This is a genomic window from Solidesulfovibrio sp. DCME (genome assembly GCF_049995385.1).
In the GTDB taxonomy this organism is placed as follows: Bacteria; Desulfobacterota; Desulfovibrionia; order Desulfovibrionales; family Desulfovibrionaceae; genus Solidesulfovibrio.
In genome coordinates, this window is the sequence record NZ_CP188261.1 from 3,820,450 (window position 1) to 3,846,048 (window position 25,599).

Here is a 25,599-nt window from a genome sequence, read left to right on the forward strand (position 1 = left end):
CGACGGCGCCTCGCCCCACCCCGGGCAGACACCCTCGCCCGGTTGCAACCCCGCCCCCTCGGCCGGCGGGCGTCGGCCCCTCGCCCACCGCTTTTGCGGCGGTGCGGGGCGTCCCCTCGTGGACGGGGACGCCCCGGCGCGGCACGTCGTCGTTGCGCTAGCGGCGGGAGCCACCCTCCCCCTGCAACAGGATGAAGATATTGCCCAGAGCGGGGGCGGCTCCGCCGGGTGTGAAGGTCAGGGCCTGGCCGCTGCTCAGAAGGGGCGTATTGGTGGAATACTGCAAGCCCGTGGTGCCCTCGGCATCCTGGATGCCCACCGTGGCGCTGGCCCCCCTGGACCAGCCATCCGCCGCCATGTCCGTATTCTGATACTGCATCTTGATGATACCGCTGCTTTCATGGAGCACGATCTGGAAAGCGGCATCACTGGCCGAGGTCGAGGATCCGTAGTGCCGCATCTTGCGCCAGGTGACGATCAGCTTCGCATTGGGCGAGGTGCCCACGCGTTTGTAGGAAACTGCCCCGCCCGTCGCCACGATGAGGTCGTCCCACCACGGCGCGATCAGCGCTTTCGGCGCCGTGGTGTTCGGGAGTTGCACGTTGTTGTAATCCGACGACTGTTGCGCAAAGCTCAGGAAGCCCTTGGTGCTGACATAGGCGGCCGTATACTTCTGGCCGTACAGCGTGAACCCGAAACCCAGTTGGATCGGATAGGCCTTGAGGTCGTCGCCCACCTGGGACACGACCGTGGCGTCCCTGTCGTCTTCCCAGGCATAGGCGGCGTGGGCATCGAGGGTATAATCGCCCTTGGCGGCCGTTTGGGCGACATAGGTGCCCGTGGCCGAGGCCAGGGTGTTGGCCGTTATGGCCACGGCCTGGTCGCCGGGCGTCGTCCAGCCGGAGACCGGCTTGAAGGAGACCGTGTGCGACCCGGTGGCCAGGCCTTCCAGGGTGGCGCCGCCGTCGCGCCAGTCGCCGCCGTCCAGGCGCCACTGCGCCCCGGCGGTCACGGCCCCGGCCGGCAGGATGGTGACGGTGAGCGAGCCGGTGGTAACGGCCTGGCTGTAGGTTCCGGACACGGTGGTGGTCTGGTTGGCCGTGATGGTCACGGTCTGGTTGCCGGGCTTGGTCCAGCCGGTCACGTCCGTGAACCAGCCGGAATAGGTGCCGGCCGCAATGGTGGCCGTGCCGCTGGATTTGCATACCGAACTCGTGCCGACCGTCAGGCACAACGACGCTCCCGCGTCCACGGCGGCCGGCGGCGTGATGTTCACGGCCAGGGTGCCGTTCTGGGCCACGGCGGTGTAGACGCCGCTGGCCGTGGCGGCCTGGTTGGCCGTGACCGTGACGGTCTGGTTGGCCGGCTTGGTCCAGCCGGTGACCTCCTTGTAGGCCACGACATGGCTGCCGGCCGAAAGCCCCGTGGCCGTGGCCCCGCTGTTGCGCCAGGCGCCGCCGTCCACGTTCCACTGGGCGCCGGCGGTGACCGCGCCGGCGGGCCCGATGGTCACGGTCAGGGAGCCGGTCTGGCTGACACCCAGGGCATTGACGGCCGCGTCGGCCATGATGATGCCGTAACCGGAATAGTCGTCCCAGGTGGACGGCGTAAGCAGGGCGGTCGTGGTCAGGGCCGCGCGGACCTCGGCCAGGGTGGCGCCCGGTTTCGCCGACAGGAGCTGGGCCGCGATGGCCGCGGCATGGGGCGCCGCGGCCGAGGTGCCGCAGAAGGGATTGAAATCGGGAGTGGCGGTCTTGACGCAATCGGCGGCGGTGATGTCCGGTTTTTGGCGCACCGTGCCGCCGGAGTGCAACAGGTTGTCCGGGGTGATGGCCGTTCCGTCGGCGTTGTAGAAGACCCGCCGGGGGCCGTCGCTGGAGTAGGTCTCCACGGACTCGGCGCCGGTGAAGGCCGCTGACGTATTGTAGGCGCTGACCGCCGCGACACCGAAGGCCTTGTCCACGGTGCTATGGCCCTTGGTCGCGCCGTTGGTGGCATAATTCAGGATGCCGCGAATGGCCCCGATATGCAGAAACCGGGTCGATCCGGAATACTTGGACACCACGACATAGTAGCCGACATAGTTTTTGCCGGCATAGGCCACGTTGATTTGCTCATAGGGATCAGAGGTACCGTTTTGTGAGTTCTCAGACTTTGCTATGATATTTCCTGATGCATTCACTACGTATAAATCATAGTCATTGCTCGACGCCCCCAACGGATCGGACCACTGCAGGGTAATGGCCCCGGGGTTTTGCAGGATTTTATCCCCGTTGTTCGACGGCGCGAACAAGTGCAGGCCTTGGCCGTCATCCGTGAAATCCCCTTCATACGTGCCGGAATGGCTCGAATGGAGGTTGCCGTCGTTGGCGGCGGAAGAAAAATAGAGGACACCGGCGTTGGTTACGGTGCTCACGGCCTGGGAGATGACATCGTCCTGGAAGGGCGATTCCGCGAAGTAGCCCACGTCATCCACGATGACCTTGCAGCCGGCATCCTTGAGCGCGATGATGTTGCTGGCGAAACCGGCCATGCCCATGTCGGCCGTGGCGAAATACAGCGAGGCCCCCGGCGCCAGGTCATGGACGATTTCCAGCATCGCCGTGCCCTCGCCGGAGTTGCCCGGGTCGTCCTGCAGCACGGTGACGTTGGCCGGGAGATCGCCCGTGGCCTGGACATCGGCCAGGTGATCCACGGAATCGGAAATGACGCCGACCTTGACGCCCGCGCCGTTGTAGCCGAGCCCCCTGACCGTGGGCGCCTTGTGGGCGACATCCCCCTCCGAGGTGTTCTGCTTGTGCAGGATGTAGCCCTGGGCCTTGTCGATGAAGCGAACGCCCGCCTGGGCGGCGATGGTTTCGACCTGGGTGATGGGTACCCGGGCGCGGATGGCCTGGTACTGGGGATAGGCGTTGACAACGACCCCGCCGCACGTCGCGATGAAGCGCAACAACCCGTCATCGACCTCGGCCTTGATGTCCACCAGGATCATGTTGTCGGCCGACAGGGCGACGTCGTCCTCCAACAGGGGGAGGCTTTTTTTGCGATCCTTGAGCACGCTCGTATGCAGGGAGCGGACGATAGCCGAATTGATTTTCCTTTGCACCGGCGTCAGGGCGTCCTTTTCTTCCTGCAGCATGCGCAGTTGCGCCTGAAACGTCTCCATGGCCTGGGGGCTCAGGCTGGAATCGGCCGCGGGTGCGCCGGCCGTTGCGGGCGCGGCCTGGCTCGCCTTCCCGCTCCCGGCCTGATCGGATGCGGCGTGCACCTCGCCTTTGCGCAGTTCTTCCGGCGTCATGGACGCCACAACAAGGTTGCTTCCCCCCCAGGCCAGCACAACAAGGACGGCGACGAGACCTTCTAGGATTGTCCTTTTACGAAAGCGCATTGCGTTTATCCCCCCCAAATAATTAACATGGAACAATGCTCAACGACGAGCACACCTCCGCTAGCAACCCTGGGTCATCCGTTTATCCACACACAACTTCGAGCGTTTGAACAGGCAATTCCAACCATATTCCCTACAAATGGACGTGCTGCCAAGGACCCTACAGGCAACGCTCACATTTTACAACTCGAAGCTCACTTGACGCCGAAAAGCATTGACTTATTGTTGACGGAATCACTCGCCATACATTCATCACACAAATACGATACCGAAAATCCTGCACAAGTCCTGCGGGGAACAACGTCCGAATATGCAAAACACCCGGCGAGGGCAATTACAGGGATAAAACGGAGCACCCCCTGTCCGAAGCGGCAATGAAAAAAAACACGCGAGCAACAACAGGCCTCGCTGGCTTCCTGGATCAGCCATTCCGGCCACCGGTCTATACAAGGCTTTCGCTTCCAAGCCGCCACGCAACAGAAGAAGCGACAGGCAGCCATTGATTCGGCTATAATCATCTTAGCCTTTCTCAACTGTTGAAAAAGGCATCGAAACCGCCTCCCGGTGAGGCCACCCTGCGCACGGCTGCCATACTCCCCCGCAATGCACAATCATTACGGACAAGGCCCGATGCAATACGCTTGACGTCCGCTCCATTTTTCACTTCTTTTGACTTGGAATTTTCGACACCTCAATGGATAGCAGCCATGCAAAATCACGAGGCGACCAATATTGCCACATTGCAAAAATATCCCTTTTTATACTTATTTGGACACAATCAAATCCATATCGCGCGACGAATTCCGGCCCTTCACGGAAGCAGCATCAGGATCCGCTGCCAAGGCGACTTGACGTACAACATAGTTTTACATAATATACATGGAAAGGTATCGAACGGCCACGAAGGGACATCATGTGTTCGAAAATGAATAATGGTCGCCCCCCGAAGCCACGCAATGCAATCGCGGGGGACAATCTTCGGCAAGCATTACTCGCCCTCGGGAAACATTGGCGGAAAAACACCGCTGACCCCAATCACGTCCTCAACTGGGACAGATGGCTCTCCTACGGCCTGCCACACAGCCCCAATACCATTGACGCGCATATCCGCCTGGGCATCCCGGAAGACCGCCTGGGCGATTACGCGAAATGCCTGCAACTCCCTGCCGGGACCTTGACCGACCCCACGGCGGACATGCGCCAGGCCCTGAGAAGAGAATGGTCTGAGCCAAGCCAGGCCGCCGCCCCCCTGAACTTTGGCTATGGGGCCGAATTTCAAAAAAAATACCTCGGTTACAATTCCGAAGACTACACCCAGGCACTTTTCGATCTACTCAACGGCGTCTACCTCGTGCAGTATGTCACGCCGACCATGGACATCATATTACAGTGTTCCTTTTTCGTCTATGCAGCCGAAAAACACTTCCTTCGCGCCAAAGGGCTTTTCATCATCTTTGGCTTCGACAACATAACCACCGCCAACATCTTTCGCTGGCACAACAACCTTCATGCCATATTTCATTGTCACAATATGATGGAACTCGGCCACTATTTGATTGTCGATCCGCTGCGGCATCATCTTGTGTCCCGGCGAACACCGTTCTGGCTCAGGGGGCAAGGCGTGACCGACAACGGGCAAGCCAACAATGCGCCAACCGTCTTTACCTTCCGCATGGAAAAGCTCGCCCGCCCCGACGGGCTGTCCCTTGAGGACTTCTTCAGGTGCGAATGCGAGGCGCTGCGCGCCAGGCCGGCCATTGCGCCGGATGACGCGGCGTATGCGGCTACCCGGCAGCGCATCGAGGCCGTCGATGACTATTGAGCCGGCCCCCATGCCTGGATCGTGCCACAAGGCCGCGGGCGTTGCGGATCGTTTTCCATCCGCCCCCAAGCCCTGCGTACGTGGCGCCACCCGGACAAGACAAAAAACCCGGCCCTGCGACGCATCAACACTGGCCTTGGCCGGGTTTGCCGTGCTATCCGATCCATAACCTGCCTCTCTCCACCCCCATCCCCACGGAGGACATCATGAAACCCCTGCTCCTGTGCGCCCTGGCCTTCGCCATCCTGGGGCCGGCCCTGACCGGTTGCGGCCCGCTCAAGCCCGCCTCGCCCTCCATGTTCTACGGCAACTGCATCACGCCGCCCGGGTCCGACCCCTGCGATTCGGACATGGACATGTGCCAGCTCTACGAAAACGTCATCACACAGAAATTCGCCACGTCCGGCGCCTGCCGCACGGCCTGCAACCAGGTGGCGGATCAGCTCTACTACCAGGGCTACCAGTTGCGGGACTGCGGCTACATGATCGACCGCGGCACGAGCCTGTGCGAGCAGGAATGCCTGCGCCAGTATCCCAAGCCCCAATGACCCGGCCGGCGTACCGATGCGGTTGCGGTTTTTGTGGCCGCAACCGCATTGTCGCTTGACAGACGCCCGGTTGGAGCCGATTGGATGGCCGGATACCATGTCCCGCATTTAGGTTGAACCAGAAGCCATGACCGCCTCGCCCAAGGAACGCACGCCCGCTGACATGCCCCATCGGGACATCGTCCGCGAGGGCGAGTCCCTGATCCTGCGCCTGTCCGGCTCGTGGCGCACCAACCGGCCTTTTCCCGATCCGGCGCCCGTCCTGGCCGCGCTTGCCGCCACGCCGCCGCCCAAAAGCCTGGGTTTCGACACGGCCGGGGTCACCGGCTGGGACAGCCTGTTTCTCACCCACTGCCGGGCTCTGCTCGCCCTGGCCGGCCAGTACCGGGTGGCCGTGGACTTCTCGGGCCTGCCCCCGGGCGTCGAACGCCTCCTGGATTTGGCCCGCAAGGTGCCCGAACGGCAGGGCGCCGCCCGAACGGCCAAGCAGGCGCCCTTCTTCGAACGCCTGGGCGACCTCGGCCTGGCCGCCTACCAGGCGCTCATCAACCTGCTGGACTTCGTCGGCGACGTGACCCTGGCCTGCCTGGCCCTGTTGCGGGGCAAGGCCGTGTTCCAGCGCTCGGGGCTGGCCTCGCTTATCTACCAGGCCAGTGTCGAGGCCCTGCCCATCGTTTCGCTCATCAGCCTGCTGGTCGGGCTCATCCTGGCTTTCGTCGGCGCCATCCAGCTGTCCCAGTTCGGGGCGCAAATCTATGTTTCCACCATCGTCGGCATCGCCATGGTGCGCGTGATGGGCGCCATCATGACCGGCATCATCATGGCCGGCCGCACCGGCGCGGCCTACGCCGCCGAACTCGGCACCATGCAGGTCAACGAGGAGATCGACGCCCTGCGCACCTTCGGCTTTTCGCCGACCCAATTTTTGGTGCTGCCGCGCCTGATCGCCCTGGTGCTCATGATGCCGCTGTTGTGCGTCTACGCCGACCTCATGGGCATCGTCGGCGGCTTCATCGTCGGCGTGTTCATGCTCAAGATCAACCCCGTCCAGTACCTGACCCACACCTGGCAGTCCGTGCCCCTGGCCAACTTCTGGATCGGGCTCATCCACAGCACGGTCTTCGGCGTGCTGGTGGCCATGGCCGGCTGCTACCGCGGCATGCGCTGCGGCCGCAGCGCCCTGGCCGTGGGCCAGGCCACCACCTCGGCCGTGGTCACGAGCATCCTGGCCATCATCATCGCCACGGCCGTGATCACCGTGGCCTGCAACATCATCGGCGTGTAGCAGCCCATGGACGCCAGCCCCCTCGCCCCCGCCGCCCCGCTCCCGCCGGCCATCCGCGTCGAGAACCTGACCATGGCCTACGGCGATTTCGTCATCATGCGCGACCTCGACTTCACCGTGAACCGCGGCGACGTCTTCATCATCATGGGCGGCAGCGGCTGCGGCAAATCGACGCTGTTGCGCGTGCTGGTGGGGCTCAAGGAGCCGGCCAAGGGCCGGGTGGTCTACCGCGAGGGCAGCCTGTGGGAGGTCGACCCCGACGAGCGCGACGCCATCCTGCGCCGCACGGGCATCCTCTACCAGTCCGGGGCGCTTTTCAGTTCCATGACCCTGGCCGAGAACATCGGCCTGCCGTTGTCGCAGTACACCAGGCTTTCGCGCCGGGACATCCGCGAGCTGGCCTCCCTCAAGCTGGCCCTGGTCGGCCTGGCCGGGTTCGAGGACTTCTACCCCTCGGAAATCAGCGGCGGCATGTGCAAGCGGGCCGGCCTGGCCCGGGCCATGGCCCTGGACCCGGACATCCTCTTTTTCGACGAGCCCTCGGCCGGCCTGGACCCCATCAGCGCCCACCTCCTGGACGAACTGATCCTGGAGCTGCGCGAGAGCCTCGGCGCCACCTTCGTGGTCGTCACCCACGAGCTGCCGAGCATCTTCGCCATCGGCAACAATTCCGTCTTTTTAAACGTCGACACCCGGACCATGAGCGCCAGCGGCGACCCCAAGGAGCTCCTGGCCCACTCCACCGACCCCAACCTGCGCCACTTCCTCACCCGGGGCAAGGAATAGCCCGACGGACGCGACAGCCAATAAAGGGATGCAGCATGAGCGCCAAAGCCAATAAAACACTGATCGGCGTCTTCGTTCTGGGCGCGCTGGTCCTGGCCCTGGGCGCCATCGTGGCCCTGGGCTCGGGCATGTTTTTTTCCCAGCGCTACAAATGCATCATGTTCTTCCCCAACTCGGTCAGCGGCCTGGAAGTGGGCGCGCCGGTGGTCTTTCGCGGCGTGCCCATCGGCGCGGTCAAGGAGATCAGCATCGAGGCCGACCCCTCGAACCTCAAATTCTACATCCCCGTGGTGGTGGAACTGCTCGGCGGCAAGATCAAGCTGGAACGGATGAAGAAAAACGGCCAGGGCCCCGAGTCCCTGGCCGACGCCCGCAAGGAATCCCCTGGCAACCTGCTCACCCAGCTCATCGAGAAAGGCCTGCGGGCCCAACTCGTGACCCAGAGTTTCGTCACCGGCCAGCTCGCCGTGTCCCTGGACCTCATGCCCGACACGCCGGTGCGCCTGGTCGGCGGCACGGACATCCCCGAAATCCCCACCGTGCCCTCGACCTTCGAGAAACTCACCGAGACCATCAAGAAGCTGCCGCTGCAGGACCTCGTCGATCGCCTCATCGGCGCGGTCACCGGCATCGAAAACCTCGTCAATTCGCCGGAAATCAAGTCCCTGCCCGCCAAGATCGACACGACCTTCAATTCCGGCAACGAGCTTCTGCGCGAAATCCGCGACAAGGTCGGCCCCATGGCCCACAGCCTCGACCTGGCCATCCAGAACTTCTCCGAGCTGGCCAAAAACCTCGACATGCGCTCCGAAGGCCTCAGCGCCTCGGCCAAGGCCACCCTGGGCAGCCTCGACTCCACCCTCAAGGACAGCCGGTCGGCCATCGGCAACTTCCAGAAGGTCGTCAACACCAACTCTCCCACCGTCACGGACTTAAACCGTGCCCTGGCCGAGATCGCCAACGCCGCCCGGGCCATCCGCGAGTTCGCCAACTTCCTCGAGCGCCACCCCGAGGCGCTCATCCAGGGCAAGGGAGGCCCCAAGAAATGAGCACCGCGTCCATGCGCCGCACCCTGGCCGTCCCGGCCGCCTTAGCCGCCGCGCTGCTGCTCCTGGCCGGCTGCGGCAAGTCCGCACCCACCCATTTCTATTCCCTCAGTTCCGCGCCGGCCGCCCAAAAAGACCAAGCGCCCTCCGGCCCCTGCCTGTCCGTGGGCGTGGGCCCGGTGGATTTCCCCGCCTACCTCGACCGCTCCCAGATCGTCACCCGCACCGGGGCCAACCGCATGCAACTGGCCGAATTCGACCAGTGGATCGAAACCCCGCGCGAAAACTTCCAGCGCATCCTGACCGAAAACCTGGCCGGGCTGGTCTGCGCCAAGCCCCTGGTCACCTACCCCTGGCCGACAGGCGGCCACCCCGACCGCCAGGTCGTCATCCAGGTCGCCCGCTTCGACGGCGTGCTCGGTCAGGACGCCGTGCTGCGCGCCAGTTGGTCCGTCCTCGACACCGACGGCAAAAACCTCGCCTGGCGCTCCAACGAATACCGCCAGGCCGCCGGTGGCCCGGACTACGACAGCCTGGCCGCCGCCCAAAGCCGGCTGGTCGAACAATTCGCCAAGGACGTGGCCGACTCGCTGCGGCAGTAGCCCTGCCCTGTTCCCCCGGGCCGTGCAGCCATGGCAAGGGAAACAAAACCGGGAAGATGGGGGTGAATGCCTGCATACGGCCCTTGGGTACGCAGGCCGACGTTTTGAGCGTGTGACACGGCAGCAGACGCGCCCTGCGGAAATGCTTGAGCAACAAGGGAGGAGTTGTTCTTATCGCCAACAACAAACGCCTAAACGGAAAAGGAGTATGGGATGCCCACATCTAGTCACAAAGCGACCACGACCCTCTTGCTACTGACACTCGTACTGTCCCTTGCCAACGCGATATCCTGTTGGGCCGAGGGCACGACCACCACCGCGCCCCAAGCAGGTCCCCAAGCCGTCATCTTGGAAGCCCTTCCCTCTGACAACGCTTCCTGCGGACCGGCCGCCAAAGCCGATGCGACGGGCGTCCTGACCGGCGTCATCACGGCCAATGGCGAACCCCTGAGCGGCGCCACGGTCAACATCGAACAGCGGACGTACGATTGCAGCACCCAAGGCGGCAGCGGGACCGGGGCGAACGGTTCGTACACCATCACCATGGCCGCCGGATCGTACTACCTGAAAGTCACCCCGCCGCAGGGTGAAGCCGGGAACATTCTCGCACCGTATTACTACGAGAACCAATATCTGCAATGTGGTGAAGCCCAGTTGGTCACGCTCGTCGCCGGCCAGACGACGACACTCAATATCGATCTGACCCAAGCCGGCGGATTGATCACGGGCACCGTGGTATCCTACGATGGCAAACCGACCTCCGGGGCCTACGTCTATTGCAGCCGCGACATCGACCGCATGTCCTACGGCACTTCGACGAATTCCTCGGGAAATTTCACGGCCGGCCCCTTTTACCCCGCCAGCGATTACAAGTGCTTTCTGTATGACAACGGACAACCGATTTACTACAACAACACGACATATGCCAATAGAACGCCCATTACGGTAGAAGCCAACGCCGTCACCAGCGGCATCAACTTCACGCTCAGCAAGCCCTCCGGCTCCAAAACCGTGGTCGTTCCCCTCAACTAAACCTCACCCGCCACCCGGCAAGCGCCACACCAACGCGCAGGCCCCGGGCGGCCGCGGAAAAATCGCCGCGTCCACCCGGGGCCTTTTCGCGCCCTTTGCCTGTCCTTTTTTAAAAGAACAAATCCCGCCGCCCGCATTCGATGTCGTGCAGGCGCTGGACCGTCAGTTCGCGGATGCCGTCCTTGGGGATGGTGGACAGGGCCTCCTGGATGCGTTCCTCGCCCACGGCCTTGGTTTCGGGGTCGGCGTAGTCGATCAGGTATTCCTTGAAGGTCAAAAGCGCGTTGGGCAGGCAGACGTTCTGGATGGTGCCGTCCTTGGCCAGGGACATGAACCGGTCGCCGGTGCGGCCCTGGCGGTAGCAGGCGGTGCAGTAGCTCGGCACGAAGCCGCGCTGGCACAGCATGCGGATGATCTCGTTGGGAGAGCGCTGGTCGCTGGGCTCGAACTGCTGGCCGTTGTTGGTGTTGTGGGTGGACTCGTGCTCGACCACGGTCTTCTGGTAGCCGCCGACGCCGGTGCAGGAGCCGGCGCTTATTTGCGAGATGCCGCAGTCGATGAGTTCGTCGCGAAAATCCGGGTCTTCGCGGGTGGACAGGATCATGCCGGTGTAGGGCACGGCCAGGCGGATGATGGCGATGATCTTCTTGAAGGCCTCGTCGGGCACGAGGTGGGGGAAGGTGTCGAGGTTGACGGCCCCGGCCGGGCGCATGCGCGGCACGGAAATGGTGTGGGGCCCGACGCCGAAGGTTTTCTCCAGGTGCTCGGCGTGCAGAAACATGGCCACGGTTTCGAACTTCCAGTCGTACAGGCCATAGAGCACGCCGATGCCCACGTCGTCGATGCCGGCTTTCATGGCCCGGTCCATGGCGGTGGTATGCCAGTTGTAGTCGTGCTTGGGGCCGGTGGGATGGAGCTCGGCGTAGCGGTCGCGCTGGTAGGTTTCCTGGAACAGGATGTAGGTGCCGATTTCCGCGTCCTTGAGTTTTTTGTAGTCCTCGACCACGGTGGCGGCGATGTTGACGTTGACGCGGCGGATGGAGCCGTTGCCGTCCTTGATGCTGTAGATGGCCTTGATGGCGTCGGTGACGTATTCGATGGGGCAGTTCTTGGGGTCCTCGCCGGCTTCCACGGCCAGGCGCTTGTGCCCGAGCGACTCGAGGATCTCCACTTCGCGCTTGATCTCGTCCATGGTCAGGCGCTTGCGCAGCTGTTCCTTGTTGCTGCGCTTGTAGCCGCAGTAGACACAGTTGTTGACGCAAAAGCTCGAGAGGTACAGCGGCGCGAACAAGACGATGCGCTTGCCGTAGATGGCTTCCTTGACCGTCTTGGCCGCCGTGAACATCCGCTCCAGCAAGGCCTCGTCGGTCACTTCGAGCAGCACGGCCACTTCCTCGGCCGAAAGCCCCTTGTAGCGCAGGGCCTTGTCGATAATGGCCCCGACCGCCTCGGGGTCCTTGGCCAGGGTCGTGGCCTGGGTGAGCGCCGCCGCGATGCGGGCGTCGTCGATGAACGCGTCGGGCGTTCTCTGGGATTCGTCAATCATGGTCTTGCTCCTTGCGCAAGGTCTTGGTCGTCAGCGCAGATTTGACGGTCACGCCGGGAAGATTCCCGAGCTTGCCTGTTAACGAACCGATCTCGTCGGTTGTGCCCTCGATAATCAGCGCCACCACCCCGGCATGGTATTCGGGCCGGGGGATGCCCATGCGGCCGAGGATCATGGCGCCGTGTTCGCTCAGGATGGCGTTGACCTTTTCCGCCATTTGGCGGGGCTCCTCGATGACAATGCCGATCACGCCGATACGCCTGTTCACCGCGCGCCTCCTTGAGCCATGAAAAAAGCCCTCCTTCGCCAAACGCGAAAAAGGGCTGTGATTGCATTCCGGTTCATGGGCTTCATCCTCGGCGCGGGGGCGGCCCCTTGCCAGCAGACAGCGTCGTGTTTCGTTCGCCTTGGCGACAGGCCCGTGGGGCCCGGCGTCGCAGCAAGGAAACCATAGGCCTTTTTCAAGCGCCTGGCTAGTAGCACGAATAAAAAATTTGTACTCAGAAAGACGACACCGGCCGCCGTGGGTGCTGTTGCCTGGTGGCGCGGAACCGGTTACGTTACGGCAGCGATAAGGCGGCGTCTCCCTGTATTTGAACCCTCATCCGGCTTTTGTCGTTCCGCTTGACCAGGCAATGCCCCCATGACGAAACCGGCCGTCGCCACGACGGACGCCGCCGCCGTGCCCCCTCCCGCGCCCGAGGCGCCCCCGCCGGCTACGGCCTCGCTCAACAAGAGCCTCGACGCCCCCGGCGCGCTTGCCGCCCTGCTGGCGACCCCAGGCATCGGCCCCATGCTCCTCGACTCCCTGGGCCAGGCCATCGTCCTCCTCGCCGCCGCGACGGGGATCATCGTCGACGCCAACCAGGCCGCGGCCGAGCTTTTCGCCAGGCCGCTGGCCAGCCTTCCCGGCCTCGACCATCTTCTCCTGCATCCCCGGGAGGACCGGGGAACGCACCGCGCCCTCATGGGCTGCATCCGCGACGGCTTGTTCACCGGGCCGTGCAGCACGCTGCGCCCCATGACCGTGCTGCGCGCCGACGGCCAACGCCTGTCGTGCCGCATCACCGCCTTCCCGTTGCGCCAGGACCGGGAGATGTTCCTGTGCGGCATCTTCCAAAGCCCCAGCCTTCAGGAAATCCTGGACAGACAACTGGTGGACGGCGAGGTGCACTTCGCCACGGCCCTGCCCCATCTCGATGAAGGCATCTGGAGTTGGGCCGTCGATACGGACGAGGTCTCCCTCACGGACCGCTGGCTGGAGCAGCTGGGCTACCGGCGCGGCGATTTTTCCGATCTGCTCGAGAACTGCCGTGCCCTGTTGCATCCCGACGACATGCCGGCCGTGGATGCCGTCCTGGAAGCCCGCGCCAAGGGCGAACCAACCGCTTTTTCCATGGAATTCCGGCTGCGCCACAGGGACGGCAGCTACCGCTGGATGTCCTGCCGGGGCGGGGCGATCCGCGACGCCTCCGGTAAAGTGGTTCGCCTGGCCGGGGCCAACGCCGACATCACCGCCCGCAAGGAAGCCGAACAGGCCCTGCGGGAAAGCGAGCAGCGCTACCGGCTGCTGGCCCAGAACACCCCGGACGCGGTCTTTTTGCACGACATGCGCGGCAAGGTGCTCGACGTCAACGACCGGGCCTGCACACTGCTCGGCTATGACCGCCGGACACTCCTGAACCTGGCGGTGCCTGATTTCGAGGTCGTCTGCCCGCCGGATGTGTTGCAGGGCATCTGGGACGCCATGCAGCTGGGGCCGTTCTGCTTCGAGGGCCTGGCCCGCCGGGCCGACGGTTCGACCTTCCCCACCGAAGTCCACGGCGTGGCCTTCGTGGAACGCGGCCGCACGCTGTGCCTGGTGGCCGCCCGCGACCTGACCCTGCGCAAGCGCTACGAGCAGAGCCTGGCCGAGGCCCGGGACGCGGCCATGGCCGCAAGCCTGGCCAAAACGGAATTCCTGGCCAACATGAGCCACGAAATCCGCACGCCCATGAACATCATCCTGGGCATGACCGAACTGTTGCGGGAAACCGCCCTCACCAGCGCCCAGAAACGCTACCTGGCCGCCCTGGACAATTCCGGCCGGCTCCTGCTCCACCTGCTCAACGACATCCTCGACCTCTCCCAGATCGAGGCCAACAAGCTCGAACTGCGCCCCCGGGCCTTCGACCCGGCCGCCCTGGTCGCCGAGGTGCGGGAGTTCATGCGCGTCCCGGCCGAGGAGAAAGGCTTGCTCCTGGCCATGCGCCACCACGGGGCGGTGCCGGCAACGCTGGTCAACGATCCGGACCGCCTGCGCCAGGTCCTGGTCAACCTCATCTGGAACGCCGTGAAATTCACGCCCCATGGCTCGATCACGGTCACCCTCGCCGCCGCGCCCCCAATCGGCGGCCACCCGGCGCTGCACGTCGCCGTGGACGACACCGGCATCGGCATCGCGGCGGCGGACTGCCAACGGGTTTTCGCCCCCTTCACCCAGGCCCAGGACCCATCTGGCCGCCGCCCGGCGGGGACGGGGCTGGGGCTGGCCATCTGCAAGCGGCTGGTGGAGGGCATGGGCGGGGAGATCGGCCTACAAAGCCGCCCGGGGCGGGGTTCCCGTTTCCATTTCACCCTGCCGTCCCTGGGGGAAGCCCCGGCCGCGACCGTGTCCGCGCCGTCGTCACCGGCCGGCCAACCGGCCGGCGACGCCCGCCGCCGGCGCCTGCTGCTCGTGGAAGACTCCCGGGCCAACCAGGAGATGATCCGGCTTTTCCTGGAAAACGAGCCCTACGACATCGAGGTCGCGGCCACGGGCCGGGAGGCCCTCGCGCGTTTCGCCCCCGGCCGCTTCGACCTGATCCTCATGGACATGGAGATGCCCGAGATGGACGGCTGCGCCGCCACCGAAGCCATCCGCCGCCTGGAGGCCGCCTGCGGCAGCTGGCGCACGCCCGTGGTCATGCTCTCGGCCCACGCCTTTGCCGTTTTCGAGCAGAAAGGCCTGGCCGCCGGGGCCGACGCCTTCCTGACCAAGCCCATCCGACGGGCGGTGTTGCTCGACACCTTGCGCGCCTACCAGGCCGTTGCCGCGCCCAAGGCGTGATCGCGGTTCCGCTTGGGAAGCACCCGTATTCCCACAGCGCTCTTGCTGAGAGAGCGCCACGCTCGTGAAACACAGCTGACGCCGTGCCCCAAATCTGGGACAAGCCGCCGCGCCACGACAAAGGCCGGAGCGGTTTCGCCGCCCCGGCCTTTCGTTCGTCCGCGGGAAACGGGCCGGGCCCTATTCCCCGACGACTTCCAGCACCTTGTCGCCGTAGGCGTCGACGACCGGCGTCTTGATCTCGAGCAGCTGCATCCAGCGGCGCACCGTGCCGATGATGACGATGGCCATGAGCACCAGGATGGTGACGGCCAGGGAGGTCAGCAGGTACTTGCCCTGGGGCAGGTAGGTGTTGACGATCTGGAGGTAGCCGGCCCAGCCGGTGATGCCGACCATGGCCAGCCCCGGGATGGCCGTCAGGGGCGCGTAGCGGGCCCGGCCCATGCGGATGATCATGGTCGTGCCGATGAGAAGGCCCACGGCCGCCAGCAGCTGGTTGGACATGCCAAAAAGCGGCCAGATGGTCGAGATGTCGCCGGTGTAGACCAGGTAGCCCCAGGCGAAGGTGAAGATGGCCGAGGTGCTGATGATGCCGGGCCACCAGTGCTTTTCCTGGAACTTGGGCACCACCTGGCCGATCATTTCCTGGAGGAAGAAGCGGCCGACGCGGGTGCCGGTGTCCACGGCCGTGAGGATGAAGACGGCCTCGAACATGATGGCGAAGTGGTACCAGTAGCCCATGAGGTGGCTCATGAACGGGATGGACGAGAAGATGTAGGCCATGCCCACGGCCAGCGACACGGCGCCGCCGGGGCGTCCCTGGATGTTCTCGCCCACGGCCGCGGCCAGGGCGGGCAGGTCCACCGGGGTCATGCCGAGCTTGGCGAAGACGGCCGGCGCGGTGTTGATGGCGAAATAGTCGTTGGGCACCAGCACGCAGGCGGCGACCAGGGCCATGATGGCCACGAAGCCTTCCATGAGCATGGCCCCGAAACCGACGAACAGCAGGTTGTGCTCGCTGTCGAGCATCTTGGGCGTGGTGCCCGTGCCGATGATGGCGTGGAAGCCCGAAAGCGCACCGCAGGCGATGGTGATGAAAAGGAACGGGAAGACGGCGCCGTTGATGATGGGGCCGCCGCCACCGACGAACTTGGTGAAGGCCGGCATTTGCAGCATGGGGTGGACCCAGAAGATGCCGATGGTCAGGGCGACGATGGTGCCGATCTTGAGGTAGGTCGACAGATAGTCGCGCGGGCACAACAGCAGCCAGACCGGCAGCACCGAGGCCACGAAGCCGTACAGCGGAATGGTCAGGGCGATGGCCGGGCGGGGCAGGTCGAAGATGGGCCGCCAGACCGGGCTTTCGGCGACATAGGGCCCGACGAGGATGGTGATGAACATCAGCGCCACGCCGATGAGGGAGGCGCCAAGCACGTCGCCGTCACGCCACTTGTGCAGGTACACGCCCATGATCAGGGCGATGGGGATGGTGGCGAAGACGGTGAAGGTGCCCCAGGGGCTGTCGTGCATGGCGTTGACCACGGCCAGGGACAGGCCGGCCAGGGTCAGGATGAGGATGAACAGCACGGCCACGGAAGCCACGCCGCCGGTGGCCTTGCCGATTTCCTTGCTGGCGATGTAGGCCAGGGACCGGCCCTTGTGGCGCACCGAGGCGAAAAGGACCACCGTGTCGTGGACGCAGCCGGCCAGGACGCAGCCGATGAGGATCCACAGCGCCCCCGGCATGTAGCCGAACTGGGCGGCCAGCACCGGGCCGATCAGCGGCCCGGCCGCGGCGATGGCCGCGAAATGGTGACCGAAAAGGACGTACTTGTTGGTTTTCACGTAATCGTGCCCATCGGCCATGGTCACCGCCGGCGTCAGGCGGCTGTCGTTGACGCCGAGGACCTTCTTGGCGAAGAAGAGTCCGTAGAAGCGGTAACCGATGGCGAAAAAGCACAGGGCGGCGAAAACCAGGGTCAGGGCGTTCATGCCAGCCTCCCGTGTTTGACCGCCCCTTTCGGTGGCGGCCTGTTGCCGATTGCGGCCCCCTTCTGGCACGGGCCAGTCGCGACAACAAGATTGCCGGCGCCAAAGGGATAATCCGGGGGCCGAAACGACATTTTCAGGGGCTGACGGGCAGGGCCTCGGCGGGTTTGCCCGCCGGCGGCACCCGGAAGGTGATGCGGCTGCCCCGGCCCGGGGCGCTTTCCACCCGCAGGCCGTATTCGGGGCCGAAGAGCTGGATGAGGCGCTGGTTGGAATTGCGCGCCCCCACGCCCTCGGTCATGGACTCCAGGGTGCGCGGCGAGAGGATGACGTCCACGGTCTCCTGGCTCATGCCCAGGCCGTCGTCCTCCACCACCACGCGCAGATGGCCGTTTTCGCGCCGGGCCGCGATACGCACCCGGCCCCCCTCCTCGCGGCCCTGCAGGCCGTGGCGGACGCTGTTCTCCACCAGCGGCTGAATCAAAAGCGGCGGCACGAGCCATTCCTGGCAGCCCGGTTCCAGGTCGATCTCGGAGCGGATGCGCTCGCCGAAGCGGGCCTGCTCGATGGCCAGGTAGGAGCGCACCTGGTCCATCTCCTCGGACAGGCGCACCAGGCCCCTTGAGCTGTCCAGGTTGCGGCGCATGTAGCGGGCCAGATCGAGCAGCAGCTCCCGGGCCTGCCCCGGGGCGGTGCGGCAAAACGAGGCGATGGTGTTTAGGGAATTGAACAGGAAATGCGGGTTGATCTGGGCCTGCAGGCGCCGGATCTCGGCGTGGGCCAGCAACTGGTTGGCGATGCCGATGTCCTCGAGTTCGAGCTGGGTGGAAAAAAGGGCGGCCAGGCCCTTGGCCAGCTCGAACAGGGGCTTGTCCAGGGGCCGGTCCTTAGTGCCGTAGAGCTTGAGGCAGCCCCGGATTACCTTGCCCTTGCGCAGGGGCACGATGATGGCCTCGCGCAGCGGGCAACCGGCCTTGGCGCAGCCGATGGCCTCGGGGTCGCGCAAAAAAAGGGCCGTGCCGCTTTCGAAGGCCAGGCGGGTGGCCTTGGTGCGCCAGGGCTCGCCCACGGTGTGGTGGTCTTCGCCCGCGCCCACGTGGGCCAGGATGGTGGCGTTGCCGGTTACGGCCACGGCGGCCACGCCCGTCTCGGCCAGGATGATGGCGGCCGTGGCCGCGGCCGAGTCCGGGGTGAGGCCGCCGCGCAGGTGGGCCACGGTTTTGCTCGCGATGGACAGGATGCGCCGGGCTTCGGAGGAGTCGCGCTGTTCGCGAAGCCGGCGTTGCAGGCCCAGGGCCTTGACGAAGATGGCCGCGCCCATGGCGTTAATGACGATCATGGGCGCGCCGATGACCTCGACTAAGTCCACGGCCTCGGCAAAGGGCCGCGACAGGGCCAGCACCAGGCCCATGTGGGCGGTCTCACCCACGATGCCCAGGGCCATGGCCACGCCCCAGTCCAGGGACTGGGCCGGGAAACGCCGGGCCACGAACCCGGCGGCCGCGCCTTCGAGAAAGGTGGCCAGGGCGCAGGGCAGGGCCGAAAAGCCGCCGATGTCGATGAGGTAGCGGTGGCCGCCGGCAATGAGCCCGGCCCCGATGCCCACCACCGGCCCGCCGAACAGCCCGGCCGTGATCACGCCCATGGCCCGCAGGTTGGCGTAGGAATGGAAGACGTAGTTGCCGGTGTAGGTGCCGAGGATGCCGAAAATCCCGAAGAGCGCGGTGACGGCCAGCAGGCTCCACAGCGGCCGCCGCCCCCCCAGGTTCATGCGCTCGAAGGGGGCCATGGTCATGATGGCGAAGCCCCCGGCCAAAAGCAGGCCGAAGCGCTGGGACAGGTTCAAGAACAGGTCCGGGACGGCGGGAACGAAAATGTCGAGGTCCACGGCGCGGCCCTCCTCGCCTCCTGCCGCGGCCCTCCCACGAGGCCCCGCGGGCAGGCTTGCCGGCACGTTTGCTGCGCCGCAAACACCGCCGGCTTTTGAGATGCTACAGCCCCAGGCGTTCCTTGAACTCCCGCACCCGGTTGCGGCTGACCGTGACCTCGGTGCGGTCCGGGTCGTCGAGGACGAGCAGGTACTTGCCGCCGATCCAGGGCGCCAGTTCGGCCACGCGCTCCAGATTGACGAGCACGGCCCGGTTGGCCCGGAAAAAGGCCAGCCCGGCCAGGCGTTCCTCGGCCTTGGCCAGGCTCGGCATGGCGTGGCAGGCCAGCCGCCCCTGGTCGGTGAGCGCGCAGACCCCCTTGTCGTCGGCCTCGATGAGCCAGATGTCCTTGGCCGGCAGCAGCGCGATGCGGCCATGGCGCTCCACGGCCAGCCGGCAGCAGGGAGGGCCGCCCCGGCCCAAGCCCGACAGCAGCGCGGCCATGGCCTCGGCTTCCCGGGCCCGGCCGGCGGCCAGGCGCCGCCTGGCCCGCTCGAGGCTTATGGCCAGCCGTTCGGGGGCCACGGGCTTGAGCAGGTAATCCACGGCGTTTTGCTCGAAGGCGGCCACGGCGTACTGGTCAAAGGCGGTCACGAAGATGAAAAGCGGCACATGGGGCAGGGTCAGGGCGCTTTTGAGCACGTCGAAGCCGTCCTGGCCGGGCATGCGGATGTCGAGGAGCACGAGGTCCGGCCGGTCGGCCTCGATGGCGGCCAGGGCCGTGCGCGCGCTGTCGGCCTCGGACAGCTCGAGGTCGGCATGGGCGCCGAGCAGGTAGGCCAGCTCGTCCCGGGCCGGTTTCTCGTCGTCGACGATGAGCGCGCGCAGCTTCATGGACCCTGGGTAGCGCCGCGCCCCGCGCTTGTAAAGCGACCGGGAAAACGGGCTCAGCCGGCCTTTTTCGGCTCGCCGGTGGTGGCCGGGGTCCACACGGGCGAAGCCACGGTGCCGCCGGCCCGCAGCTCGCAGGGGTCGGCCTCGCAGACCGGGCAGCGGGCGTCGGCGCAGGGGTCGGCGTGGATCATGACGTCGGCCTCGGGGCCAAGCCGGGAAAGCAACAGCGACTCCATGGCGTCGACCTGCTTGTGGGCCTCGGACAGGGGCATGTCCCGGGGCAGGATCAGGTGCAGGTCCACGTGGACGCGCCGGCCGGCCTTGATGGCCCGCAGCCTGTGGATGTCGATCCAGCAGGGCTGGCGGTTTTCGCGCAGGATGGCGCAGATGCCCGCCAGCAGCACCGGGTCGGATTCGATCATGAAGCCCGAGACCGAGCGCCGCACCAGCCCCACCCCGGCCCAGGCGATGTTGACCCCGACCAGGCAGGCGATGGCGCCGTCGAGCCACAGCCAGCCCGTGGCCCAGACCAGGGCCAGGCCCACGAGCACGCCGGCGGACGTGTAGACGTCGGTCAGCACGTGCCGGCCGTCGGCCTCCAGGGTGAGCGAGCCCGAGCGTTTGCCCTGGCGCAGGAGCTTGAGCCCCAGCCACAGGTTGACGCCGCCGGCCGCCAGCAACAACCCAAGGCCCGCGCCCAGGTTGGGCATGGGCGCGGGGTGGAAGACCTTGTCCCAGGATTCCCAGAAGATGAGCACCGAGGCCAGCAGGATGAGCAGGCCCTCGATCAGGGCGGCGTAGTACTCGATGTTGCCGTGGCCGTAGGGGTGGCGCTCGTCCGGAGGTGTTGCGGCCACGGAGACGCTTACGACCGCAAAAGCGGCCGCCACCACGTTGATGATGGATTCCAGGGCGTCGGACAGGATGGCCGCCGAACCGGTGGCCAGCCAGGCGGCCATCTTCACAGCCAAAAGCGCCACGGCGACCCCCAGGGACAAGCGGGCCGCCCGGACCTCGGGAGAGGATTTCGGGGGTGTCGTCTCGCGCATGGCGCGGTGCTTACCGTGGGACGGGCGGCGTGGCAAACGGCTTTTTGACGGCATCGCCCCCGGTCGGCGCGGCCTGCCTGGCCACGGACGGCATGTCGCCGGAGGCGGCCAGGTTCACGGTCACGGCCCCGTCGCGGTTGGTGGCCAGTACCGGGCAGCCTTGCCGGGCCAGGAAGGCCTCGACCTTGGATGCGGGAAAGGCCCAGGTGTCGCCGCAACTGGCGATGGCGACCTTGGGCGAAACGGCGGCCAAAAACCGCCGCGAAAAACCGGTGACCGAGCCGTGGTGCGGCAGGATAAGCACCGTGGCCGAAAGCTGGGCGCCGGAGGCGGCCAGGCGCGAGAGCACCCCGCGTTCGGCGTCGCCGGGGATGACGGCCAAGCCGACCCCGCCGCGCGTCAGGCGAAGGATGAGGGAACCGTTGTTGCCCGAGCGGTCGTCGCCCGGGCCGGGGTGCAGCACCTCCAGGGCGTAGCCGTCGCCAAGCTCCAGGCGGTCGCCGGCGGCCAGGGCGGCGCGGGGGATGGCCCTGTCCGCCAGGGACCGGGCCATGGGCGCGGCCAGGGCGCCCTCGGGCCTGCCGCCGTTGTCGTAGAAGGCCCCTACGTCGAAACGGGCAAGCAGCGAGACGAAACCCTTGACGTGGTCGGCGTGGGGATGGCTGGCCAGGGCGGCCTCGAGGCGCGGCGGAGCGCCGTCGGCGAGAAAAGCCCCGACCACGGCCCGGCCCACGTCGAAATCGCCGTAGAGCCCGCCGGCATCGATAACGTAGCGCCGCCCGCCCGGCAGGGCCAGGACCACGGACTGGCCCTGGCCGACATCGAGGACGGTCAGGGACGGCCCGGCGCGCAGGTCGGAAACGGCGCGCCACAGCCCCGGCCCGACCAGCAGGGCCAGGCAGCAGCCCATGGCGGCCACCGGCCGCCGCCCCCCGGCCAGGGTCACGGCCAAGGCGGCGAAAAGCCCCAGGCAGCCCAGGGCCTCGGGCCAACGCGGGCGCAAAACGGCCGTGGTCACGAGCATCTGGTGGGCGTCCAGGAAGGCCAGGCCGCGCATAAGCCCCTCGCAGCCCCAGGCCGCGGCCCAAAGGGCCAGTCCCCCCAGGCTCGACAGCCCGGGCACGGGCACGAGCACCGCGCCGACGAGGGCCAGGGGCGTGACCACCAGCCCCAGCGGCGGCAGCCACAGCACATTGATCCAGGGATTGAAATTGAGGTCGCCGAACAGGCGGCACACCACCGGCAGGACGGCGGCCTCGGCGCAAAGACTGGTCCACAGGACGCCCAGGAGCCCGACGAGCGGCCAGCGCAGCGGCCACGGCCCGGGCAGGCGGCGGCAAAACGCGGCGAACGGCGCCCAGAAAAGCCCGATGCCGGCCACGGCCAGGGCCGAAAGCTGCAACCTGGCGTCGAACACGGCCAGGGGCATGGCTGCCAGCATGATCCCCAGGGCCAGAAACAGCCCGTCGAGCAGCGGCGCCTGGCGGCCGGAAAAAAGCAGCACCGCGCAGCAGCCGAACATGCAGGCGGCCCGGTACAGGGACGGCGAATAGCCGCCGAGCCAGCAATAGCCGGCCACCAGCGGCGCGGCCAGGGCCAGGGTCAGGTAGGGCCGGGGCAGGCGCAGGAACAGCCCCGGCCGCAGCCGCCCGATGGCCCAGGCCAAGGCGGCGGCCACGGCCACGACATAGGAGACGTTCATGCCGGACAGGGCCAGGGTATGGGACAGGGAGGCCCGGCGCAGCACATCCAGGTCGTCCGGGGAAAAGCCGGACAGATCGCCGAAAACAAGGGCCACGGTCATGGCCCGGGCGGCCGGCGACAGGCTGTCGTCGCCCGCGGGCGCGGCCAGGGCGGCGCGCGACACGCTGTCGGCGTCGCCAGGCGGGGCCAGAGCCGCCTCCACGGCCCGCAGCAGGGCCTCGCGGCGCAGGGCCAGGGCGTTGCCGCCGGGCGCCAGCCGGCGCACCTGGCCCCTGTCACCCCGGGCGTAGGCCCGGTAGAAAATTCCCTCCAGCCGGCGCAGGAACACGAAATCCGCGCCGCCGGGGTTGTCAAAGCCGCCGGTGGTGCGCAGCCTGGCCGTCACGGCGAGGGTCTCGCCCGGCACGGGGCGAAAGGCCGGCTGGTCGATGGCCAGGGCCAGGCGCCCGGGCAGGGGCGTGCCCGGGCAGTCCCCGCCCGTGGCCACGACCCCCTCCAGGGTGACGGCCAACCGGCCGCCCGGGCGGCCCTCCACGGCGGCGACCTCGCCGACGAGGTCCACGGGTTTGCGCTGGGCCAGGCACGGCGGCGCGTCCCGGGGCAGGGCCGGCATGGCCAGGGCCCCGGCGGCCAAGCCCAGGCCGAAGGCCAGGCCGAAATGCCACAGGCGCGGTCGCCCCCTGGCCGGGCGCGGGAAAAGGGCCAACAGGCCAAGGGCGCACAGGCCAAGCCAGGGGAAGGCCACGGCCGCGATGCCGGCGGCGTAGGCGATCAGGCAGGGTTGCCAGGGCAGAAGCGGCGGCACGGTGGTCCGGGCGGAACCGGCAGGCGTTTTTTCGGGCGGCGGTCCCATCGGCGGCGGGCCTCACGGTCGGCGATTGCGGCCCCGATCCTAGGATTCCCGGCCCCTTTGCGCAAGGCTGGCGCCAAGCCGGCTTGTCATGGCCCGGCCGAGGCGGTACAAGGCCGGCCAGGACCGAAAAAGCCGTCGCCCCACCGGGCCGGGAGGAACACGTGCCGCGACTCGCGATCGTCACACTCGTCTGTTGTTGTTGCCTGGGCACGCTTGGCTGCACCAAGTTCCAGCCGATCATCACGCCGCAGGAATTCGAAGCCTCTTGCCGGTCCGACCCGGCCGGAGCCGACGGTCCTTGCGCCGCCCGGGTCTGCGCGGTCTTTGAGGCGGTGACCACGGACTATCACGAGGACATGGCCAGCTGCCAGGCGGTCTGCCGCCAGCGTGCCGAGGAACTGCTCGCCGGCACCGCGCCCCAGTGCCGGGAGAAGATCAAGCAGACGCGCGAGGCTTGCCTGGAATTTTGCAACCGCAAATTCTACCGGTGCAACTGCACGAAGTAACCCGGGGGGCGTCCCCCCGGGACATGGTCCAAACCCGCAGGCAAGGAGTCACGTATGGCGGTCAAAAAAATCCTGATGCTCGTCGGTGATTATGTCGAGGACTACGAGGTCATGGTGCCCTTCCAGATGCTCGTCATGGTCGGCCATGACGTCAAGGCCGTGTGCCCCGGCAAGAAAACCGGCGAAACCGTGCGCACGGCGGTGCATGACTTCGAGGGCGACCAGACCTACAGTGAAAAGCCGGGCCACAACTTCGGGCTCAACTACGATTTCGACGCCGTGGACGAGGCCAGCTTCGACGCCCTGGTCATCCCGGGCGGCCGGGCGCCGGAATACATTCGCCTCAACCCCCGGGTCATTGAGATCGTCAAGCATTTCGGGGCGACGAAAAAGCCCATCGCCGCCATCTGCCACGGCCAGCAGGTGCTGGTGGCGGCGGACGTCATCGCCGGCTGCCAGTGCATGGCCTACCCGGCCGTGGCGCCGGACATCGAACGCGCCGGCGCGAGCTACGTCGGCCCCAACGAGACGTTTTCCAACGCCGTGGTCAGCGGCAACCTGGTCACCGGCCCGGCCTGGCCGGCCCACCCGGAATGGATGCGCAAGTTCCTGGAGATGCTCGGCACGAAAATCGAGCCGTAACCCGCGGCCATGCGCGGCACGGGGCCGGTGGCAGCCGGCCCCGTGCCGCCGCCTGGGCGGGCCGCGGCCCGCACGAGGCGAAGGAAACCGGATCGTCCCGGATTCTCCTCTTTTTTCTCAAGCCAAGGAATGGTATGGGCATTGCCGTGAGACGGCCCGGCGACCACTGGAGCGCGGCCGGCGCAACGAGGCCCCATGATCGACAAGACGAAAATTGAACGGCTGCGGCAGGCCATCGGCGATTTCGCCGTCAACAAGGGAAAGGTGCTCCTGATCGTCTCCTTTCTCCTTTTCATCGTGGCGGCGTACTATGTCGTGGATTTCGTGACCGGCGACAGCCTGGCGGTGAAGTACAAGAAGACCACCGCCCTGGTGGAAGAGGTCCAGGAGACGAAAAACGTCCTGACCATCGTCACGAGCCAGGGTTTTTTCGTGGTCGACCCGGGGCTGCGCTCGGACAAGTTCAAGAACATTGCCGACTTTTTCCGCAAGGTGAAGGAAGACGGCTCGCCGGTGCGCATCGACTACAAGGACGTGGGCAACGACAAGGTCATCGAGAACGTCTTCTACCGGGCCGAGTCCACGAAATTCGGCAAGATCGGCTCGCTCAAGTAGTTTCCCGCCCGGCGGCCGCGCCGGGTGGCCCACCCGCCTGGCGACACCCGTGGGCCGGGGGCGAGCCGCCCGCCTGGCAACACCATTGCCCTGGGGGCGAGCCGCCCGTATGGCGATAGCGTTGCGCCGGGGCGGCGGCCGGACAGCCCCGGACCGGGCGCGGCGCGGGCGATGGCCCAGGCCGTGTGCGCAAGCCGGTGGCCCAGCCATGTGCCCCCACACCCCCAACAACCCGCGCCCGCAAGGGCACAGCCGGGGCCGGCGCAGCCCGGCGGCCAGGCCGTGACGCTTTCCCCGCGCCGCCCCCGACAACCGCCCCCTTGCCGCCCCCCCCTT

Annotated in this window: 19 protein-coding genes; 11 read left to right on the plus strand and 8 right to left on the minus strand. The window is 66.5% G+C overall.

The features are described 5' to 3' along the window. Nucleotides 1-157: 157 nt before the first annotated feature. Complete coding sequence (locus ACP59X_RS16790; protein ID WP_428560527.1) at nucleotides 158-3,298, minus strand: S8 family serine peptidase; 3,141 nt, start codon at nucleotides 3,296-3,298, stop codon at nucleotides 158-160. A gap of 1,003 nt (nucleotides 3,299-4,301) precedes the next feature. Between ACP59X_RS16790 and ACP59X_RS16795 the strand changes: the two genes are divergently transcribed. From ACP59X_RS16795 to ACP59X_RS16825, 7 genes are all read left to right on the plus strand, one after another. Continuing rightward, a complete protein-coding gene (locus tag ACP59X_RS16795) occupies nucleotides 4,302-5,210 on the plus strand; it encodes a hypothetical protein (RefSeq protein ID WP_428560529.1) in 909 nt (302 codons plus the stop codon). Between the two features lie 206 nt (nucleotides 5,211-5,416). Further along, nucleotides 5,417-5,758 carry a hypothetical protein gene (locus ACP59X_RS16800; protein ID WP_428560531.1) on the plus strand — a complete coding sequence of 114 codons (342 nt, stop codon included), beginning with the start codon at nucleotides 5,417-5,419 and terminating at the stop codon, nucleotides 5,756-5,758. Nucleotides 5,759-5,885: 127 nt separating this feature from the next. Beyond that, nucleotides 5,886-7,043 (plus strand): MlaE family ABC transporter permease, encoded by a 1,158-nt coding sequence (locus tag ACP59X_RS16805; protein WP_428560533.1) that lies wholly within the window; start codon nucleotides 5,886-5,888, stop codon nucleotides 7,041-7,043. Nucleotides 7,044-7,049: 6 nt separating this feature from the next. Further along, nucleotides 7,050-7,829, plus strand: coding sequence for an ABC transporter ATP-binding protein (locus ACP59X_RS16810; protein WP_428560535.1), 780 nt, complete (start codon nucleotides 7,050-7,052; stop codon nucleotides 7,827-7,829). Nucleotides 7,830-7,864: 35 nt separating this feature from the next. Next, entirely contained in the window at nucleotides 7,865-8,878 is a 1,014-nt protein-coding gene (locus ACP59X_RS16815) for an MlaD family protein (protein ID WP_428560537.1), read from the plus strand. Further along, nucleotides 8,875-9,477, plus strand: coding sequence for a PqiC family protein (locus tag ACP59X_RS16820; RefSeq protein WP_428560539.1), 603 nt, complete (start codon nucleotides 8,875-8,877; stop codon nucleotides 9,475-9,477). The genes ACP59X_RS16815 and ACP59X_RS16820 overlap by 4 nt, the downstream gene beginning before the upstream one ends. A gap of 213 nt (nucleotides 9,478-9,690) precedes the next feature. Next, nucleotides 9,691-10,509, plus strand: coding sequence for a carboxypeptidase-like regulatory domain-containing protein (locus ACP59X_RS16825; RefSeq protein ID WP_428560541.1), 819 nt, complete (start codon nucleotides 9,691-9,693; stop codon nucleotides 10,507-10,509). A gap of 109 nt (nucleotides 10,510-10,618) precedes the next feature. On the opposite strand, the gene hydG is transcribed toward ACP59X_RS16825, so the two are convergent. Together hydG and ACP59X_RS16835 are read right to left on the minus strand one after the other, a co-directional pair. After that, complete coding sequence (hydG, locus tag ACP59X_RS16830) at nucleotides 10,619-12,055, minus strand: [FeFe] hydrogenase H-cluster radical SAM maturase HydG (RefSeq protein ID WP_428560544.1); 1,437 nt, start codon at nucleotides 12,053-12,055, stop codon at nucleotides 10,619-10,621. Continuing rightward, nucleotides 12,048-12,323, minus strand: a complete 276-nt coding sequence (locus ACP59X_RS16835; protein ID WP_428560546.1) for a TM1266 family iron-only hydrogenase system putative regulator — start codon at nucleotides 12,321-12,323, stop codon at nucleotides 12,048-12,050. Before ACP59X_RS16835 ends, hydG begins: the two co-directional genes overlap by 8 nt. A 375-nt stretch (nucleotides 12,324-12,698) precedes the next feature. Between ACP59X_RS16835 and ACP59X_RS16840 the strand changes: the two genes are divergently transcribed. Further along, nucleotides 12,699-15,143 carry a PAS domain-containing hybrid sensor histidine kinase/response regulator gene (locus ACP59X_RS16840; RefSeq protein ID WP_428560548.1) on the plus strand — a complete coding sequence of 815 codons (2,445 nt, stop codon included), beginning with the start codon at nucleotides 12,699-12,701 and terminating at the stop codon, nucleotides 15,141-15,143. 180 nt (nucleotides 15,144-15,323) lie between these two features. Here the strand turns inward: ACP59X_RS16840 and ACP59X_RS16845 are convergent, their stop codons facing one another. From ACP59X_RS16845 to ACP59X_RS16865, 5 genes are all read right to left on the minus strand, one after another. Next, a complete protein-coding gene (locus ACP59X_RS16845) occupies nucleotides 15,324-17,135 on the minus strand; it encodes a carbon starvation CstA family protein (protein ID WP_428560551.1) in 1,812 nt (603 codons plus the stop codon). A gap of 133 nt (nucleotides 17,136-17,268) precedes the next feature. Continuing rightward, entirely contained in the window at nucleotides 17,269-19,020 is a 1,752-nt protein-coding gene (locus ACP59X_RS16850) for a LytS/YhcK type 5TM receptor domain-containing protein (protein ID WP_428560553.1), read from the minus strand. A gap of 103 nt (nucleotides 19,021-19,123) precedes the next feature. Continuing rightward, entirely contained in the window at nucleotides 19,124-19,894 is a 771-nt protein-coding gene (locus tag ACP59X_RS16855; protein ID WP_428560555.1) for a LytR/AlgR family response regulator transcription factor, read from the minus strand. 53 nt (nucleotides 19,895-19,947) lie between these two features. Then, nucleotides 19,948-20,943, minus strand: coding sequence for a cation diffusion facilitator family transporter (locus ACP59X_RS16860; RefSeq protein WP_428560557.1), 996 nt, complete (start codon nucleotides 20,941-20,943; stop codon nucleotides 19,948-19,950). Nucleotides 20,944-20,953: 10 nt separating this feature from the next. Further along, nucleotides 20,954-23,500: a ComEC/Rec2 family competence protein gene (locus ACP59X_RS16865; RefSeq protein WP_428560560.1), complete on the minus strand. Its 2,547-nt coding sequence runs from the start codon at nucleotides 23,498-23,500 to the stop codon at nucleotides 20,954-20,956. Between the two features lie 161 nt (nucleotides 23,501-23,661). Here ACP59X_RS16865 and ACP59X_RS16870 point away from each other — a divergent pair, with 161 nt between their 5' ends. From ACP59X_RS16870 to ACP59X_RS16880, 3 genes are all read left to right on the plus strand, one after another. Further along, the gene (locus ACP59X_RS16870; protein WP_428560562.1) at nucleotides 23,662-24,006 is read left to right on the plus strand and encodes a hypothetical protein; all 345 of its coding nucleotides are present in this window, start codon (nucleotides 23,662-23,664) and stop codon (nucleotides 24,004-24,006) included. Between the two features lie 54 nt (nucleotides 24,007-24,060). After that, nucleotides 24,061-24,648, plus strand: a complete 588-nt coding sequence (locus ACP59X_RS16875; RefSeq protein ID WP_428560564.1) for a DJ-1/PfpI family protein — start codon at nucleotides 24,061-24,063, stop codon at nucleotides 24,646-24,648. Nucleotides 24,649-24,843: 195 nt separating this feature from the next. Continuing rightward, a complete protein-coding gene (locus ACP59X_RS16880; RefSeq protein ID WP_428560566.1) occupies nucleotides 24,844-25,263 on the plus strand; it encodes a hypothetical protein in 420 nt (139 codons plus the stop codon). The last annotated feature ends 336 nt before the right edge of the window (nucleotides 25,264-25,599 follow it).

Coding starts and splice junctions, on each gene's coding strand:
- ACP59X_RS16860 (WP_428560557.1), bottom strand. CDS start 20,943: ATGCGCGAGACGACACCCCCGAAATCCTCTCCCGAGGTCCGGGCGGCC.
- ACP59X_RS16880 (WP_428560566.1), top strand. CDS start 24,844: ATGATCGACAAGACGAAAATTGAACGGCTGCGGCAGGCCATCGGCGAT.
- ACP59X_RS16795 (WP_428560529.1), top strand. CDS start 4,302: ATGTGTTCGAAAATGAATAATGGTCGCCCCCCGAAGCCACGCAATGCA.
- ACP59X_RS16825 (WP_428560541.1), top strand. CDS start 9,691: ATGCCCACATCTAGTCACAAAGCGACCACGACCCTCTTGCTACTGACA.
- ACP59X_RS16815 (WP_428560537.1), top strand. CDS start 7,865: ATGAGCGCCAAAGCCAATAAAACACTGATCGGCGTCTTCGTTCTGGGC.
- ACP59X_RS16810 (WP_428560535.1), top strand. CDS start 7,050: ATGGACGCCAGCCCCCTCGCCCCCGCCGCCCCGCTCCCGCCGGCCATC.
- ACP59X_RS16800 (WP_428560531.1), top strand. CDS start 5,417: ATGAAACCCCTGCTCCTGTGCGCCCTGGCCTTCGCCATCCTGGGGCCG.
- ACP59X_RS16875 (WP_428560564.1), top strand. CDS start 24,061: ATGGCGGTCAAAAAAATCCTGATGCTCGTCGGTGATTATGTCGAGGAC.
- ACP59X_RS16840 (WP_428560548.1), top strand. CDS start 12,699: ATGACGAAACCGGCCGTCGCCACGACGGACGCCGCCGCCGTGCCCCCT.
- ACP59X_RS16845 (WP_428560551.1), bottom strand. CDS start 17,135: ATGAACGCCCTGACCCTGGTTTTCGCCGCCCTGTGCTTTTTCGCCATC.
- ACP59X_RS16820 (WP_428560539.1), top strand. CDS start 8,875: ATGAGCACCGCGTCCATGCGCCGCACCCTGGCCGTCCCGGCCGCCTTA.
- ACP59X_RS16790 (WP_428560527.1), bottom strand. CDS start 3,298: ATGACGCCGGAAGAACTGCGCAAAGGCGAGGTGCACGCCGCATCCGAT.
- ACP59X_RS16865 (WP_428560560.1), bottom strand. CDS start 23,500: ATGGGACCGCCGCCCGAAAAAACGCCTGCCGGTTCCGCCCGGACCACC.
- hydG (WP_428560544.1), bottom strand. CDS start 12,055: ATGATTGACGAATCCCAGAGAACGCCCGACGCGTTCATCGACGACGCC.
- ACP59X_RS16855 (WP_428560555.1), bottom strand. CDS start 19,894: ATGAAGCTGCGCGCGCTCATCGTCGACGACGAGAAACCGGCCCGGGAC.
- ACP59X_RS16805 (WP_428560533.1), top strand. CDS start 5,886: ATGACCGCCTCGCCCAAGGAACGCACGCCCGCTGACATGCCCCATCGG.